General features: G+C 73.4%; 14 protein-coding genes and 1 pseudogene. 5 read left to right on the forward strand and 10 right to left on the reverse strand.

Going from position 1 to position 13,933, the window contains the following annotated elements; all coding sequences use genetic code 11:
* Positions 1–303 (reverse strand): annotated as a pseudogene (locus ACH0BZ_RS06860) (hypothetical protein); the annotation flags it as partial.
* Positions 304–313: 10 nt separating this feature from the next.
* Here ACH0BZ_RS06860 and ACH0BZ_RS06865 point away from each other — a divergent pair.
* Complete coding sequence (locus ACH0BZ_RS06865; RefSeq protein WP_406897257.1) at positions 314–673, forward strand: hypothetical protein; 360 nt, start codon at positions 314–316, stop codon at positions 671–673.
* Between the two features lie 88 nt (positions 674–761).
* Here the strand turns inward: ACH0BZ_RS06865 and ACH0BZ_RS06870 are convergent, their stop codons facing one another.
* The 6 genes from ACH0BZ_RS06870 to ACH0BZ_RS06895 are packed head-to-tail and all read right to left on the reverse strand — an operon-like array spanning position 762 to position 7,712.
* Positions 762–1,529, reverse strand: coding sequence for an SDR family NAD(P)-dependent oxidoreductase (locus ACH0BZ_RS06870; RefSeq protein ID WP_406897258.1), 768 nt, complete (start codon positions 1,527–1,529; stop codon positions 762–764).
* Positions 1,530–1,588: 59 nt separating this feature from the next.
* A complete protein-coding gene (locus ACH0BZ_RS06875) occupies positions 1,589–3,637 on the reverse strand; it encodes a neutral/alkaline non-lysosomal ceramidase N-terminal domain-containing protein (protein ID WP_406897259.1) in 2,049 nt (682 codons plus the stop codon).
* 58 nt (positions 3,638–3,695) lie between these two features.
* Positions 3,696–4,541 (reverse strand): glycosyltransferase family 2 protein, encoded by an 846-nt coding sequence (locus tag ACH0BZ_RS06880; RefSeq protein ID WP_406897261.1) that lies wholly within the window; start codon positions 4,539–4,541, stop codon positions 3,696–3,698.
* Positions 4,538–5,581 carry a glycosyltransferase gene (locus ACH0BZ_RS06885; protein WP_406897263.1) on the reverse strand — a complete coding sequence of 348 codons (1,044 nt, stop codon included), beginning with the start codon at positions 5,579–5,581 and terminating at the stop codon, positions 4,538–4,540. The genes ACH0BZ_RS06880 and ACH0BZ_RS06885 overlap by 4 nt, the downstream gene beginning before the upstream one ends.
* Positions 5,578–6,672, reverse strand: a complete 1,095-nt coding sequence (locus tag ACH0BZ_RS06890; RefSeq protein ID WP_406897264.1) for a glycosyltransferase — start codon at positions 6,670–6,672, stop codon at positions 5,578–5,580. Before ACH0BZ_RS06890 ends, ACH0BZ_RS06885 begins: the two co-directional genes overlap by 4 nt.
* Entirely contained in the window at positions 6,669–7,712 is a 1,044-nt protein-coding gene (locus tag ACH0BZ_RS06895; RefSeq protein WP_406897265.1) for a hypothetical protein, read from the reverse strand. Before ACH0BZ_RS06895 ends, ACH0BZ_RS06890 begins: the two co-directional genes overlap by 4 nt.
* Before the next feature lie 154 nt (positions 7,713–7,866).
* Between ACH0BZ_RS06895 and ACH0BZ_RS06900 the strand changes: the two genes are divergently transcribed.
* Both ACH0BZ_RS06900 and ACH0BZ_RS06905 read left to right on the forward strand, forming a co-directional pair.
* A complete protein-coding gene (locus ACH0BZ_RS06900) occupies positions 7,867–8,808 on the forward strand; it encodes a WcbI family polysaccharide biosynthesis putative acetyltransferase (RefSeq protein ID WP_406897266.1) in 942 nt (313 codons plus the stop codon).
* A gap of 62 nt (positions 8,809–8,870) precedes the next feature.
* Positions 8,871–11,117 (forward strand): glycosyltransferase family 2 protein, encoded by a 2,247-nt coding sequence (locus ACH0BZ_RS06905; RefSeq protein ID WP_406897267.1) that lies wholly within the window; start codon positions 8,871–8,873, stop codon positions 11,115–11,117.
* An 83-nt stretch (positions 11,118–11,200) separates the two neighbouring features.
* Here ACH0BZ_RS06905 and ACH0BZ_RS06910 read toward each other — a convergent pair whose 3' ends face one another.
* Entirely contained in the window at positions 11,201–11,803 is a 603-nt protein-coding gene (locus ACH0BZ_RS06910) for a superoxide dismutase (protein WP_406897269.1), read from the reverse strand.
* A 163-nt stretch (positions 11,804–11,966) separates the two neighbouring features.
* Here ACH0BZ_RS06910 and ACH0BZ_RS06915 point away from each other — a divergent pair, with 163 nt between their 5' ends.
* A complete protein-coding gene (locus tag ACH0BZ_RS06915; protein WP_406897271.1) occupies positions 11,967–12,407 on the forward strand; it encodes an NUDIX domain-containing protein in 441 nt (146 codons plus the stop codon).
* 50 nt (positions 12,408–12,457) lie between these two features.
* Here ACH0BZ_RS06915 and ACH0BZ_RS06920 read toward each other — a convergent pair whose 3' ends face one another.
* Positions 12,458–12,616 (reverse strand): hypothetical protein, encoded by a 159-nt coding sequence (locus ACH0BZ_RS06920; protein WP_406897272.1) that lies wholly within the window; start codon positions 12,614–12,616, stop codon positions 12,458–12,460.
* A gap of 127 nt (positions 12,617–12,743) precedes the next feature.
* Between ACH0BZ_RS06920 and msrA the strand changes: the two genes are divergently transcribed.
* Positions 12,744–13,424, forward strand: coding sequence for a peptide-methionine (S)-S-oxide reductase MsrA (gene msrA, locus ACH0BZ_RS06925; protein WP_406897273.1), 681 nt, complete (start codon positions 12,744–12,746; stop codon positions 13,422–13,424).
* 102 nt (positions 13,425–13,526) lie between these two features.
* On the opposite strand, the gene ACH0BZ_RS06930 is transcribed toward msrA, so the two are convergent.
* Positions 13,527–13,730 carry a cold-shock protein gene (locus ACH0BZ_RS06930; protein WP_406897274.1) on the reverse strand — a complete coding sequence of 68 codons (204 nt, stop codon included), beginning with the start codon at positions 13,728–13,730 and terminating at the stop codon, positions 13,527–13,529.
* Positions 13,731–13,933: the final 203 nt, after the last annotated feature.

Consider the following 13,933-nt stretch of genomic DNA (forward strand, 5'->3'; position numbering starts at 1 on the left):
TTCCCTCGGTGGTGATTCCTCGCTTCCGGGCGGTGGCTCGATTCCCTCCGGTTCGATCACTCCCGGGTCGGTGACGGCCTCGGTCGGCGAGTTGCCCGGCGGTGGCTCGTTGGGTGGGGGCTCGGATGTCGGTTCGGTGATCGATATCGCGGTTGGTTCGTTGGCGGTCCCGGGTGCGTCGCTCGGTGTGTTGTCGAGTGCTGTGCCGGGTGGCAGTGGTGGTGTCGAGAAGTCGGTGTCGGATTCCCTCGGTGGTGATTCCTCGCTTCCGGGCGGTGGCTCGATTCCCTCCGGTTCGATCACTCCCGGGTCGGTGACGGACTCGGTCGGCGAGCTGCCCGGCGGCGGCTCGCTCGTCCCGGTCGTCGGCTCGATCGTCGCCCCCATCGGTTCGCTCGTCGGCTCGCTCGGCGCCCCGGTGGGGTCGCTCGGTGTGCTCGTCCCGATCGCCCTCGTCGGCGGTTCGATCGCGGCCGGCGCTGCGGCGATGCCGGCCATCGAGCAGTCCCTCGCCGGTGGCGGCGTCCAGCTGCCCCCACTCCCTGCGCTTCCCGAGATCCCGGGCGTGGACACCGGCTCGCTCCCCGGCCAGCCGGGCAAGGCTCCGGCGCAGCAGCCGGTCGACGGCACGCCCCAGGCCCCCGGCCCGACGAACCCGAACGGCCGCGGCTGATTCGCACGGATCCTGCCACGACGGCACACAGACCCGAGGCCCGTCCCCGACGAAGGGGACGGGCCTCGGGCCGTTGGGGAGGGGCGCGTTACCGCGGCGCCATGCGCAGGGCGCCGTCCATGCGGATGCACTCGCCGTTGAGGTAGTCGTGCTCCACGATCGCGTTCGCGAGCTGGGCGTAGTCGGCAGGACGGCCGAGGCGCGACGGGAACGGGATCGAGGCCTCGAGGGTCTTCTGGAACTCCTCGGTGAGGCCACGCAGCATCGGGGTCTCGATGGTGCCGGGGGCGATGGTGTTGACGCGGATGCCGAACTGGGCGAGGTCGCGCGCGGCGCAGATACCCATCGAGTAGACGCCGCCCTTGGACGCGGCGTAGGCGATCTGGCCGACCTGGCCCTCGTACGCGGCCACGGAGGCGGTGTTGATGATGACGCCGCGCTGGCCGTCCTCGTCGACGGTGTCCTGGGTGGACATGGCCTCGGCGGCCAGGCGCAAGACGTTGAACGTGCCCACGAGGTTCACGGAGATGCAGGTCTGGAACAGGTCCAGGGCGTGCACGCCCCGCTTGGAGACGATCCGGGCGGCCGGGGCGATGCCGGCGCAGTTGACCACCACGCGCAGCGGGGCGGCCTCGGTGGCCTTCGCGATCGCCGACTTGACGTCGTCCTCGGAGGTCACGTCGCAGGCGAGAAGCGTGATGCCCTCGTCGATGCCCTGCTCCTTGGCCTTGTCGATGGACTGCTGGAGATCGAGGCCGAAGACCTGTGCGCCCTTCTCGGCGAACGACCGTGCGGTGGCGTTACCCAGGCCGGAGGCGGCGCCGGTGACGATGACGGAGGCACCCTTGATGTCCACGGGCGGATCCTTTCACTAGGAGATGCAAGGAAAGTACTCTCCCAGTGTCCCAGAGGGGCTCAGACCACGTCGAAGGCCCTGCTCTCGCCGCGGACCGGGAACGACTTCCCGTCGATCCCACGCCCCGAGGCCGTGTACACCACGCGGTACTCGCCGGGCGCTGTCCCGGGCGGAATGTCCCAGTTCACGAGCGCGTTGGTCACGGTGAGCAGGCCCTCGAACACGATCATCGTGGACCAGTCGCCGTCGTCGTGGACCCGGACCCACCGGCCGCCGTCGCGCCGTTCCACCGCGAGGTACGTGTCGCCGCGGCGCAGGTCGGAGTTCGGATGCGTGCCGCTGAACCGGACCGCTACGCGCTGGCCCACCCGGTACTCGCCGAGAGGCTGGTCGAGTACGTCGCCGAAATTCCGGAAGGGCACCGGGGTGTCCACCGTCGGGTTGCCCAGCGGCGAAGTGGGGATCTGCCCGGTGAGGTCGCGCTCGGGCGAACCGGGGTCGTTGGGCGCGCCGGAGCGCATCGAGCGCGCGAGGTCGGCGGCGATCTGCTGGATGGAGGGCAGGGTCCACGGGCCGAAGGCGGTGGCGCCGCCCTCGTAGTTCTGCGCCGAGTACTCCTCGGGCGTGGTCACGTAATGGCCATAGGCGTTGGTGTAGCCCTGGATGGTGACATGGTCCTCGGGCACGCCGAGCTCGGCGGACAGGGTGCGGCGCAGGCGCAGGCCCGCCACGACGGTCGGCTCGAAGCCCAGGCAGAACAGGTAGTGGGTGCCCAGGCGGACGAGATGGAACGGGTAGACGCGCTGGATCGCGTGCGGCACCAGACCCACCGGCAGAAGGACGTCCTTGGCGCCGTGGGCCTCACGCAGCCACGCCGGCACCACCACGTCGGCGATCGCCTTGACGGCCGGGTTGCCGCCGCGGTCGCCCTCGGCGAAGGGCAGTTCGTCTCCGCCGCCGCCGTCCTCCTGGCTGCCCGAGGCGAAGGCGGCCCCGAGCGCGGCGACGGCGGTGCGGTGGCTGCGGCCGTCGCCGGTGAACTCGGGCCGCACCTCGACGGCCGACATGTCCACCCACCGGTGCCGCACGTCGATCCCGCCGCCGAGCGGCCGGACCCCGCGGCCCACCTGGTCGCGCGCGGCCGCGAACTGCCGCTCGCCGGTGATCCGGGTGTTGAGCCACTCGTCGGCCGTGGGCCCGTGTCCGGGCCGCAGGTCGAGGTTGGGGCTCACGTCGCCGGGATTGGTCTGTGCGAACGCCGTGACGAGCGCCGGCGTGCCGCCGGCGAGGTAGTCCTGGCCCGCGACCTCGCGCTCCCAGTGCCAGGCGGCGTAGCCCTTGTTGTCCGGCGAGGCGAGCCGGTTCTCGGCGGTCATCGAGGTGGCGTGGGCGGCGAACCAGTTGAGCACGCCCACCAGCCGGCCGCCGCGGGTGATCTGCAGCGACTGCGAGCGGGGGTCGATCCCCTCGGGGAAGTGGGCCCGTTCCTCCGGGGTGTCACGCTCGAAGGAGCCGCGGGAGCGGTTGACGCCGGCGTCGTGCAGCGCGCCCGTGGTGACGCCCACCTCGGACGGGGCGAGGTCGTGGTGGGCCATGCGGACGGCGTCGACGATGCCCGCGCAGTTGGCCTCGAAGGTCACCGGTCGGAACCCGCCCATGGACAGATCGACCATCGGGTGGCCGGAGGTACCGCCGGGCGCGGCGTGCGTGTGCGTGGCGGTGAGCGCCACGTTGCCCTCGTGGTAGGTGTCGCCGAACTCGGCGGCCAGCCGCCGCAGCACCTCCTGCTGGATGGACTGGAACATGAGCCCGATCTCGGCCGTCACGTGGAGGAACCGGGGCGACGACGGCGAGTCCGCGAACACGAAGGCGCGGGCCCGCTGGCGCAGGTGCAGCCCGACGGACGATTGCTCGGTGTCCGCGTACCCGTTCATCCCGGCACCCAGCGGCTCGCCCGTCATGTCGCCGATGCCGCGGCCGACGTACATCGGGGTCGACTGCGCGGAGGCCACGGCGGGCAGGAGTGACTGCAGCGCTGCGACGCCCCCCAGTGCGGCCGCCCCGCCGAGGACGGTGCGGCGGTTGACCTGGATAGTCGAATCGGACATCGGGGCTCCCGGATCATCTGGTCGAGGGTGAGGTGGATCACCTGTCGCGCGAGGTTACCTAACTGGACGTACGTCCGGGGCTCCTTGTCCACACCCCCTCCGCATCCCGTCGGACCAGGCCGAGGGTCTCGAACTCCTCGAGCCACCCGACCATGGGCCAGAAGCCCCAGCGCTCCCGGAATACGGCCCCGTTGGCGAGGATCGCGTCGACGTGCTCGACCGGCGGGTCCGACACCGGATGATGCTGGTGGTAGGCGTGGGCCCCGCCCACCCAGGCCATCGGGACGCCGGACTCGCGCAGGGCCAGGCCGAGATCCGTGTCCTCTCCGCCGTACCCGCGGTATCTCTCGTGAAATCCTCCGATCCGGGAGCGGATCGCCGACCAGGTGCTGGCGGTGACGGCGAAGGAGAGCGACCAGAACAGCACGTACTCGTCGGAGGTCGCTGCCCGGATCAGTCCGTCCGGCGGTGCGGGTCGGGCCGGGTGGGGGTCGGTGAGATCGTCCAGCGCGTCGAGGTCGTATCCGGAGGCCGGTGCCTGGTCGAGGTAGGTGACCGGGCCGCAGGCCACCGTGTCGGGTCGGGTACGCAGTGCCGCGGAGTAGTGCTTCCCGAGGTCGGGGCCGGGCAGGCAGTCGACGTCGAGGAAGACCAGGTGCTCCGCCCCGGCCGACACCGCCGCGTCGCCCCCGGTGTTGCGTGCGCGGGCGAGCTCGACCGGACCTGCCGACGAGGCGTCTACCGTCCACGCGCCCGGCCACGGGGTCCAGCCCGGGTCGTCGAGGAGTACGACCAGGTGGCGGAACCCGGGGAGGTGTCGGCGGACGGCCTCCCGTTGTACGGCCAGGTGGGCGGCCCGCGACCGGGTGGCCAGGGTGACGACGACCGTGCTCACCGCGCTCACCGTGCCACCTCGGCCACCACCGCGGCCGCCCGAGCCGCCGCGCCGTCGACCTGCCAGCGCCCCCAGTTCTCGCGGGCCCGGGCGGGGTCGCCGGTAGAGGAGCCGAGCACCGCGGCCACGAGGGCGGGCCACCCGCCCGGAGCGGGGAGGGTGTCGACGACGACGGCGAGGCCGGCCGTTCGGAGGATGTCGGCGGTCGCGCGCTGTTCGTCGAAGGGCCGGGGCTCCGGGATCACCACGGCGGGCACGCCGGCGGCGGCGACATCCGCGACCGCGTTCTGGCCCGCGTGCGTCACCACGAGATCAGCGCCGCAGAGCAGCGGCCAGGGGTCGTCGACCCACTCGCCGTCGGTCCCGCCCATGATCGTCACCTCCGGCCCCGCCCGGCCCCGACCCGACCCGGCGATCTGGGCGGCGGCCGCGGCCCAGTAGCCGGCGGGAGCGGCGCTCCCGCCGGCGCCGCCGAGGATCACGACCCGCGTGCGGTCGTCCGAGGTGGCCGGCCGCGCGCGACCGGCGAAGCGGGAGATCCCGCCGACCCGGTGCAGGCGCGCGGTGTGGTCCGACAGGTGCGGAGCCGCGGGGACCCAGTCCGGCCAGGCCGCGAGGAGGGCGGCCGGCGCGGTGTGCCCGAGGGCGTGGGCGGGGTCCGGGCGGCGCCCCGGCATCGCCGTGGCGACGACCGGTGTACCGAGCAGCCGTCCGAGAAGCGTGACCTCCACCGAGACGTCCACGACGAGGGCCCGGGCATCGGTGGCCTCGAGCCAACCGGCGATCCGAGCCATCCGCTCGCGGTGTCCGGGGTGGCGCAACGGCGCCCAGTGGAGCATGCCGTGCGCGGTGGGATCGATCGGGCCGGTGCCGTCGCCGACCTCGTCGTCGTCGCGGGCGAGTGGTAGCACGCCCACGCCGTCCGGGAGCAGACCCGGCGGGACGGTCGCGGAGCTGAGGACGGTCGCGTCCCCCGGCATGTGGTCGAGCACGGCCGCAGCGCGTTGGAGGTGCCCGCGCCCGTGGTGGTGGGCGTACCAGCCGATCATCCCGCGACGCCCGCCGCGGCGAGATCCCGGTATCGGGCGACATAAGCCCGGGCCATGACGTCGGCGCCGAGCCGCCCCCGCGCGTCGGAACGGATGGCGGCACGGTCCAGCCGGACGGCGCGATCCACGACCCGCGCCAGGGCCCGCGGGTCCTCGACGGGCGTCGAGCACACCCGGGCCCAGGGGCCGAGGACCTCCGGGACACCTCCGCGCCGGAGTGCCGCCACGGGCGTCCCGGCCGCCATGGCCTCGGCCACGACGAGCCCGAAGGGCTCCTCCCACAGCGGCGTGACGAGCGCGGCCGCCGAGGACCCGACGAGCGTGGCGAGCTCGGGTCGCCGGAGTGGGCCGAGGTACTCGTGTTCCGAACTCAGCAGTGGCAGCACGCGCGCCCGCACGTAGTCGTCGTCGCCGATCCGGCCGGCGAGCCGGAGCGGGCGCCCGGCGGCCCGCGCGGTCTCCAGTGCGAGGTGGGGTGCCTTCTCGGGCACCAGTCGTCCGGTCCACACCAGGTGATCGCCTCCGGGGCCGGCGGGCCAGCCTTCCAGGTCGATACCGTTGCCGATCACCTCGGCGGAGTCGGGGAGTACCCAGGCATCGGCCACCGACCGGCTCACCGCCGCGACATGGCCGCACGAGCGTCCCTCGGCCACGGCGCGGGTAATCACGTCCTGGAGCTCCGGGAACGGCGGCGTGTGCAGGGTTGTGAGCAGCGGGGCGCCGAGTTCGCCGGCGCGCGCGAGCAGAGCGGGGTGGAGGCTGTGGTTGTGGATCACGTCGTGCCCGCCCTCGGCGGCGAGGTGTTGTACGAGTGCGTCGAAGGCCTGGTGCTCGGCCTCCTGCCCCCCGGGCGGATACCCGACGTCGCTCGCGTGGTCCTGGCGACCCCACCTGATGCCGGGAAAGGCGAAGCGCGTGGAGCCCTCCGCGGATCCGCGGACGGCGTAGAGCTCGACCTCGTGCCCCTGGGTGCGGAGCGCCGACGCCAGGGTGGCCACGATCGACTCCAGCCCGCCCGCGTACGGCTCGCGGACGGGAAACCGGGCCGGTGCGACCAGAGCGATGCGCAGGGGCCGGTCGGCGGCGCTCATCCTCGGACCTCCGCCAGCGCGGCCCGGTATGCCTTCAGATGCTCGCGGCGCGAGCGCTCCCGCCGGCGGCGGGCCACCGTCGCCGTGGTGGGCGCGGGCGCGGGCTGTGCGAGCAGCCGCTGCACGGCACCGACCAGGGAGTCGGTGTCGCCGGTGACGAACTCCGCCACGGCCGCGGGTTCGGCCTGCTCACGGTAGTACCCGCAGTCGGGAGCCGCCACCCGGACCCCGAGATCCCGGCACAGTTGCAGCCACCCGGAGTGCGTCCCGAACCGGTACGGCAGTACCGCCACGTCGAGGTTGGCCAGGGCGTCGGCGAGCGCGGCGTCGTCGAGGCGATCGTGTACGAGCACGTCGATCCGCTCGTGCGCGGCGAGCACATCCAGCCGGTCCCGGAGCCCGGGGACGTGGCGTGGGTGCGCGGCGTCGAGGACCTCGCGGTGGACCCGGATCTCGCCCCGCAGCGCGTGGTCGTCGGCCAGCGCGCGTATCGCCTCGCAGGCCGTGCCGACATCGGTGTTGGGCCGCAGGTCCTTGAGGTGCACCCCCACGCGCGGGATCCGGCCGACGCCGCGCGGGCGGCGGTCCCGGCCGGCTGCGAGGTGCGGGTGTGGCATCACCACCGGGCGCCGCCCCCAGCGGCGGTCCACCTCGTCCGCGGCACCTGCCGTGAGCGTGATCAGGGCATCGGCGGCACCGACCAGCACGCCGAGCCGCGCGCGGTGGGGTTCCGGGTCCGGCTGGTGCGGATTGTGAAGGTCGTGGACGGTCACCACGAGGGCGATGGCGTACCGCCGCGCGACGGCGGCGACGGCCTCGAGCTCCTCGGGCGCGGATTCGTCGTAACCGAAGTGGACGTGGAGGACGTCGATCTCGTCGGCGTGGGCCTCGAGCCACGAGGGGTCCAGTGCCCGCGGGGGCCACCACCGCTCAGGCTCCAACGGGTCCACGATGGGATCGGGCAGGAGCGCGACGGGGTCGAGGCGGGGGTCGGGAAGAGCCCCCGCGACGTACGGATGCCCCACGGGCACGGACTGCACGCGGATCGTCCCGCGCGCGCATGTCACCACGTCTGCCCCCACCGCACCGGCCTCCCCGTTCCCGAACACCCTGCACCCGGGCCCCGGTGGACCACCGGATGACGGGGTCTGCGTACCGGAGGCGCCCGGTCTCACCTGACCGTACCCTGCGGGTATGACGGACCGGCCGATCGCGATGCCCGAGCCGTTCCCCGACCCGGGGGACGGGCGCACCCGGCACTATGGCGAGTTCTACGGACTGGACGGCTTCGGCTCCCCGGGCGACGACCGGCCGGTCCTCGTGGTGCTCGGCAACTGCCAGGCCGAGGCCACCCGCATCCTGCTCGACGGCCCGGTCCGGGGCGTGCGGATCCCCGCGGTGCACGAGTTCGAGCCGCGCGACGTGCCGTTCCTGCGGGCGCTCCTCTCGCGCACCGACGTCCTCGTGACCCAGCCGATCGTCGACGACTACCGGGGTCTCCCGGTGGGCACCGCCCAGGCCGCCGCGATGCTGCCCGCGCGGGCCCGCGTGGTCCGGATCCCCGTCCTGCGTTTCGCCGGCCTCTACCCCTGTCAGGTCACCGTGCGGGCCGCGGCGGGCGATCCTCCCGGGGTGCCGTACCACGACCTGCGCACACTGCTGCGCGCGCACGACGGACGGGAGCGGGCGTTCCCCCGCGACCCGGATGTGCTCCGCGCGGTGGCCGCCCGGTCTGTCGCGGAGCTGCGCCGCCGGGAGTCCGCCCACGGCACCGTGGTCGTCTCCGACCTGCTGGAGGCCCCGCGGCTGGAGGACTTCCACACCGTCAACCACCCGGGCAACCGCGTCCTCACCGCCCAGGCGGAGCGCGTGCGGGCGGCCCTCGGGATCCCCGAACCGGTGGGCGACCCGGGGATGGTCCTGCTCCGCTCGGTGTTCACTCCGGTCGAACACCACGTGCTCGCCGCGCTCGGCGCACCGGGGGAGCCGCGGTCCGCCTGGTTGGTCGAAGGCGACCCCGTGGCGGACGAGCGGATCGTCGAGGAGCAGCTGCGTTGGTACGCCGCCCATCCCGAGGTCGTCGCGGCCGGCCTGGACCGCCACGCCGACACGATCGCGCTGCTGGGGTTGGCGTGACGCGGGCGCGGAGCCGAACCACCGCTCGGACCCACGTGGTGCTCGGGCCGGACCGGCACGGCGTGACGGAGCACTCTGCCGAGCTGGCCGCCACACTCGGCGCGCCGGTCCTGCGCGTGCGCGACCACCGCGATCTCCCGGCCGCGCTCGCCGGTCTCCCGGCCGGAACGCCGCTGCACCTGGGGTTCACAGACCGCATCTGGGGCGCCGACCCCGCTGCGGCGGCCGACGCGGTCCGCCGGACCTGCGCCGGCCGCGATGCCACGGTGACCCTGCACGACGTGCCACAGCCCTCGGACGGGGAGATCTCGTTCCGGGCACGGGCGGACTGCTACCGGGCCGTCTCATCGGCGGCGTCTGCGGTGGTGGTGGCGAGTCACCACGAGCGGCTCCTTCTCGGGGAGGCGGGCATCGACCACGCGCCGACGGTGATCCCCCTGCCGCTGCCGGACCTGCCCGAAGCCGCCGAGCCGGCACTGCCGGGGCTGGACGCGGCGGTGGCGGTGTTCGGCTTCCTGTACCCCGGCAAGGGGCACGCCGAGACCGTCGACGCGCTCGCGCTCGCCGGGATCGGTGGCGTTTCGTCCCCGGCCCCTGGGCACGCCGGCGGGCCCGGCCTGGTGGCGCTGGGCGAGTGCAGCGAGGGGCACGAGGACCTCGCCGACGACCTGATCGCCCGGGGGGAACGGTGCGAGGTGCGGGTCGCGGTGAGCGGCTATGTCCCGGCCGGGCGGCTGGGGGCCGATCTCGAGGCGGCGGCGGTGCCGGCGGCCCCGCACCGGCACGTCTCGGCGAGCGGATCGATCGCCGCGTGGATCTCCGCCGGACGGCGCCCCCTCACCGCAGAGAACCGGTACACCCGTGAGCTCGCCGAGCGCTGGCCGGGCACGGTGACCCTCGTCGCCGACGGGGACTGGCCGGAGGCGATCCGGCGGGCGTGGACGGAGCCCGCCACGACCCGGCTGGGGACCGTCCCGCGCTGGGGATGGGCAGAGGTGTGCACGGCCTACCGCCGCTTCTGGATCGCCGGCGAGCGGATCGCGGCGCCCGTGACTGGCAATCGCTGGGACCTCCTCGACGGGGTCACGAGCCCGCGTCCGCCGCGGGTCGACGTCGTCGTCATCCATTACCGTGACCCCGGGCGGCTCGCGCTGGTCCTCGACGCGCTCGCCGCGCAGACACACCCGGCAGGCCGGCTACGGGTGATCGTGGCCGACGACGGCTCCCCGGATCCGCCCGCGGTACCGGAGGGTGTGACGCTCGTCCGGCAGGAGGACCGGGGCTTCCGCGCGGCGGCTGCGCGGAACCTCGGGGCGGCGGCGGGGGACGGTGACGTCCTGGTCTTTGTGGACGGCGACACGGTCCCCGAACCCGGGTTCGTCACGGCGATCAGTCGACTGCCGTCGGTGGCCCCCGAAGCGGTGGTGGTCGGGCGCCGCCGGTACGCGCGGCTCACCGGGCCCGGTGCCGACCCTGAGACAGCGCTGCCGGATCCGCAGTGGCTCGTGGACGGCTACCGCGACACCCGGAACCTCCTCGATGCCGACGACCGCGCGTACCGCTACGTGCTCTCGAGCGTCCTCGCCTGCTCCCGGACGTTCTTCGAGGAGCTCGGTGGATTCGCCGGGGACATGGTCGGGTACGGCGGCGAGGACTGGGAGTTCGGGTGGCGCGCCTGGCAGGCCGGCGCGCTGCTCGCGCACGAGCCGGAGGCGGTGGCGTGGCACGACGGCCCGGATTTCGGGGCGCGCTCGACCGATGACCCCGCCGCCGCGCTCGCGACCAAGAACGCCGAGACGCTGGCCCTGGCCGGCAGGATCACCGAGCCCGGCGCGCGGCCGGGCGGCGTGGTGTCCGCGCGGCCGGACCTTGCCGTGACGGTGACGGGGGCCGACGACGAGGCGGCCGTCCTGCTCACCGCGAGCGCGGTCCTGGCCGGGGCCGACTGTGCGCTCGCCGTGCCGGGCCCCGTACCGGTGCTGCTCGCCGCCGACCCGAGGGTCCACGCGCACGCGGTCCCCGCCGGGATCGTGGACGGCGTGCGCGCGGAGATCACCCTCGAGGCCGGTGTCGCACCCACCCCAGGAGCGCTCGCCGAGGCCGCGAGTAGGACGAACCGCTGCGGGCTGGCGGACGTAGGCCTCGTCGTCGACGGGCGACGGGCGGGCCGGCTCGCCACCCGGCGCGGGCGTGCCCGCGTCGAGCGGTGGGGGGCGCCCGATCCGGAACGCGACGCGACGCTCGGTCTGTCCGGGTGGTGGATCGCCGAGCCGCGACTCGAGGCGCACTTCGGCGGCTGGGGACGCTGACGCCCGGCCCCCGCGGAGACGCCGACGGGCCCCGCGCTCGCGTGCGCGGGGCCCGTCGGTCGGGAGTCGGGGAATCGGCGGACTCAGCCCTTGGCGGCGGCGTACCGCTGCGCGACGTCCTCCCAGTTGACGACGTTCCACCAGGCCTTGACGTAGTCGGCCTTGACGTTCTTGTACTGGAGGTAGAAGGCGTGCTCCCACATGTCCAGCATGAGTAGCGGGGTGATGTTCACCGAGATGTTGCCCTGCTGGTCGGTGAGCTGCTGGATCACGAGGCGCTGACCGATGTGGTCGTAGCCGAGGACCGACCAGCCCGAACCCTGCAGGGTGCTCGCGACGGCGTTGAAGTGGGCCTGGAACTTGTCGAACGAGCCGAACTCGGCGTCGATCGCGGAGGCCAGCTCGCCCTCGGGCTTGTCGCCACCGTTGGGCGACATGTTCTTCCAGAACACCGAGTGGTTGGTGTGGCCACCCAGGTGGAAGGCGAGGTTCTTGCTCAGCAGCGGGGCCTTGCCCGAGATCGAGCCGTCCTCGCGGGCCTCCGCGAGCTGCTCGAGCGCGGTGTTGGCGCCGGCGACGTAGGTGGCGTGGTGCTTGGAGTGGTGCAGCTCCATGATCTCGCCGGAGATGTGCGGCTCAAGCGCGCCGTAGTCGTAGTCGAGATCGGGAAGAACGTACTCGGCCATAACGGGGAGTCCTTTCTGTTGGGTGGCGGGCAGCGCGCGGGCCAGCAGCCCGTGGCGCCCGTCACGGCGACCGACCTCCACCATAGTGATCGCGCGCCCTCGCCGTCGTCCACCGGATCCACTCCCACCGCGACACCGCGTGCCGCCTGCCATGATCGGGGGTGTGGATCAGCGCGATAGCCCCGCCGGGCGCGTCATCTCCGTCTCCGCCGTGGTGCTCACGCGGCCCGACGGCGCGGTGGTCACGGTGCGCAAGCGCGGCACCGACCGCTTCATGCTGCCCGGCGGCAAGTGGGAGGCGGGGGAGAGCCCCGCGGAGTGCGCGGCCCGCGAGCTGGGCGAGGAACTGGGGCTCGACGTGGACGCCGCCGAACTCGACCACGTCGGCCGCTTCCACACGGCCACCGCAAACGAGCCGGGCTTCGTCCTGGTCTCCGAGGTGTTCTCCGTGGACCTCGTCGCTGGCCGCGACGAGCCCGCGCCGCGCGCCGAGATCGCCGAGCTGCGGTGGGTTCGACCCGAGGACGTGGCGGGCCTGCCAGAGGAGGACTGCGCGCCGTGGGCGCCGCTACTGGTGAGGGTTGCGCGCGAGGCGCGGGGATGACTCAGGCCTGGTCCCCGGCGGCCGGGGTCGCAGCGCGCGGCGGGGTCGGGTCAGAAGACGAGGACGACGACGAGGAGGGCCAGGCACACCGCGGCGCCGATCGCGGCCCAGCGCAGGCTGGGGCCGCAGCGCTCGTCAGGGGCGGCGGGTGCCGGCTCGTCGTCGAGAAGGTGCCGGATCCGGTCGTGGGCGGCTCCCCGGGCGTCCATGATCGTTCCCCCGTGATCGTCAGGTCCGCCGCTCGTCGGCGGGCTGGTGCCCCACCCTATCCAGTCCTATGGCGCACGTCACATCACGATCGGGCCACGGTCTCGAGTCGCGGCTACCCTGGCGTCCATGGGTTGGCTCGAGGACGCGATCAGGCTGAGGACCATGCGCACCGCGACGGAGGTGGTGGGCGAGGACGCCGCGCTGCCGGGGCGGTCCGCCGAGATGCCGGTGGCGCCGGCCAACCTCGCCACGGGCAACCCGATGCGGCCGCCCTTCCCGCCGGGGCACGAGGCGATCGTGCTGGGCATGGGCTGCTTCTGGGGCGCCGAGAAGATCCTCTGGCAGCTCGACGGCGTGTGGACCACGGCGGCCGGTTACGCGGGCGGCTGGACCGTGAACCCCACCTACGAGGAGACGTGCACCGGCGCGACCGGCCACACCGAGGTGGTGCTCGTGGTGTTTGATCCCGAGGTGCTGCCCGTGGCGACGCTGCTCGCCACGTTCTTCGAGTGGCACGACCCCACCCAGGGGATGCGCCAGGGCAACGACATGGGCACCCAGTACCGTTCGGCCGTCCTCGCCACGACGCCCGAGCAGCTGGAGGCTGCCCGCCGCCTGGGCGCGGCCTACCAGGATGAGCTCGCTGCAGCCGGCTTCGGGCCGCTCACCACCGAGTTCGGCATGCTCGCCGAGGTGCGCTCGGGGCGCTTCTTCTACGCCGAGGACCATCATCAGCAGTACCTGCTCAAGAACCCCGGTGGCTACGACTGCCACGTGCGCAGCGGCATCGCGTGTCCCGTCGGCTGAGCCGGGCATCGGGGTGCGCACACGAGTGAGGTGGCGCCGACACGCGGGAAGGGCCCCGGCGGGAACGAATCCCGCCGGGGCCCTTGCCGAGGTGAGGTCAGATCAGAGAACGGTGATGTTCTCGGCCTGCAGGCCCTTCTGGCCCTGGACGACCTCGAAGGAGACCTGCTGGTTCTCCTCGAGCGAGCGGTAGCCCGAGCCGTTGATGGCGGAGAAGTGGGCGAAGACGTCGGCCGAGCCGTCGTCGGGGGCGATGAAGCCGAAGCCCTTGTCGGCGTTGAACCACTTCACGGTGCCGGTAGCCATACCGGGATCCTTTCGACAGTCGGCACCCCGCTTGTCGGGGCGCCTGGTGATGCAGCAGAGAGCGTGCTGTGTTTCCCTGCGTGCCGCATCACCCTCTGGCGGAGGGTGTGGTTCTACAGAAATACAACGTACATGTTCAACTACTGCGGATCACCCTACAGGTACCGAGGCGGCTCGTCACCCCCGCCGGGTGACAGGGGGAT

The organism is Dietzia sp. 179-F 9C3 NHS, from assembly GCF_045369825.1.
In the GTDB taxonomy this organism is placed as follows: Bacteria; Actinomycetota; Actinomycetes; order Mycobacteriales; family Mycobacteriaceae; genus Dietzia.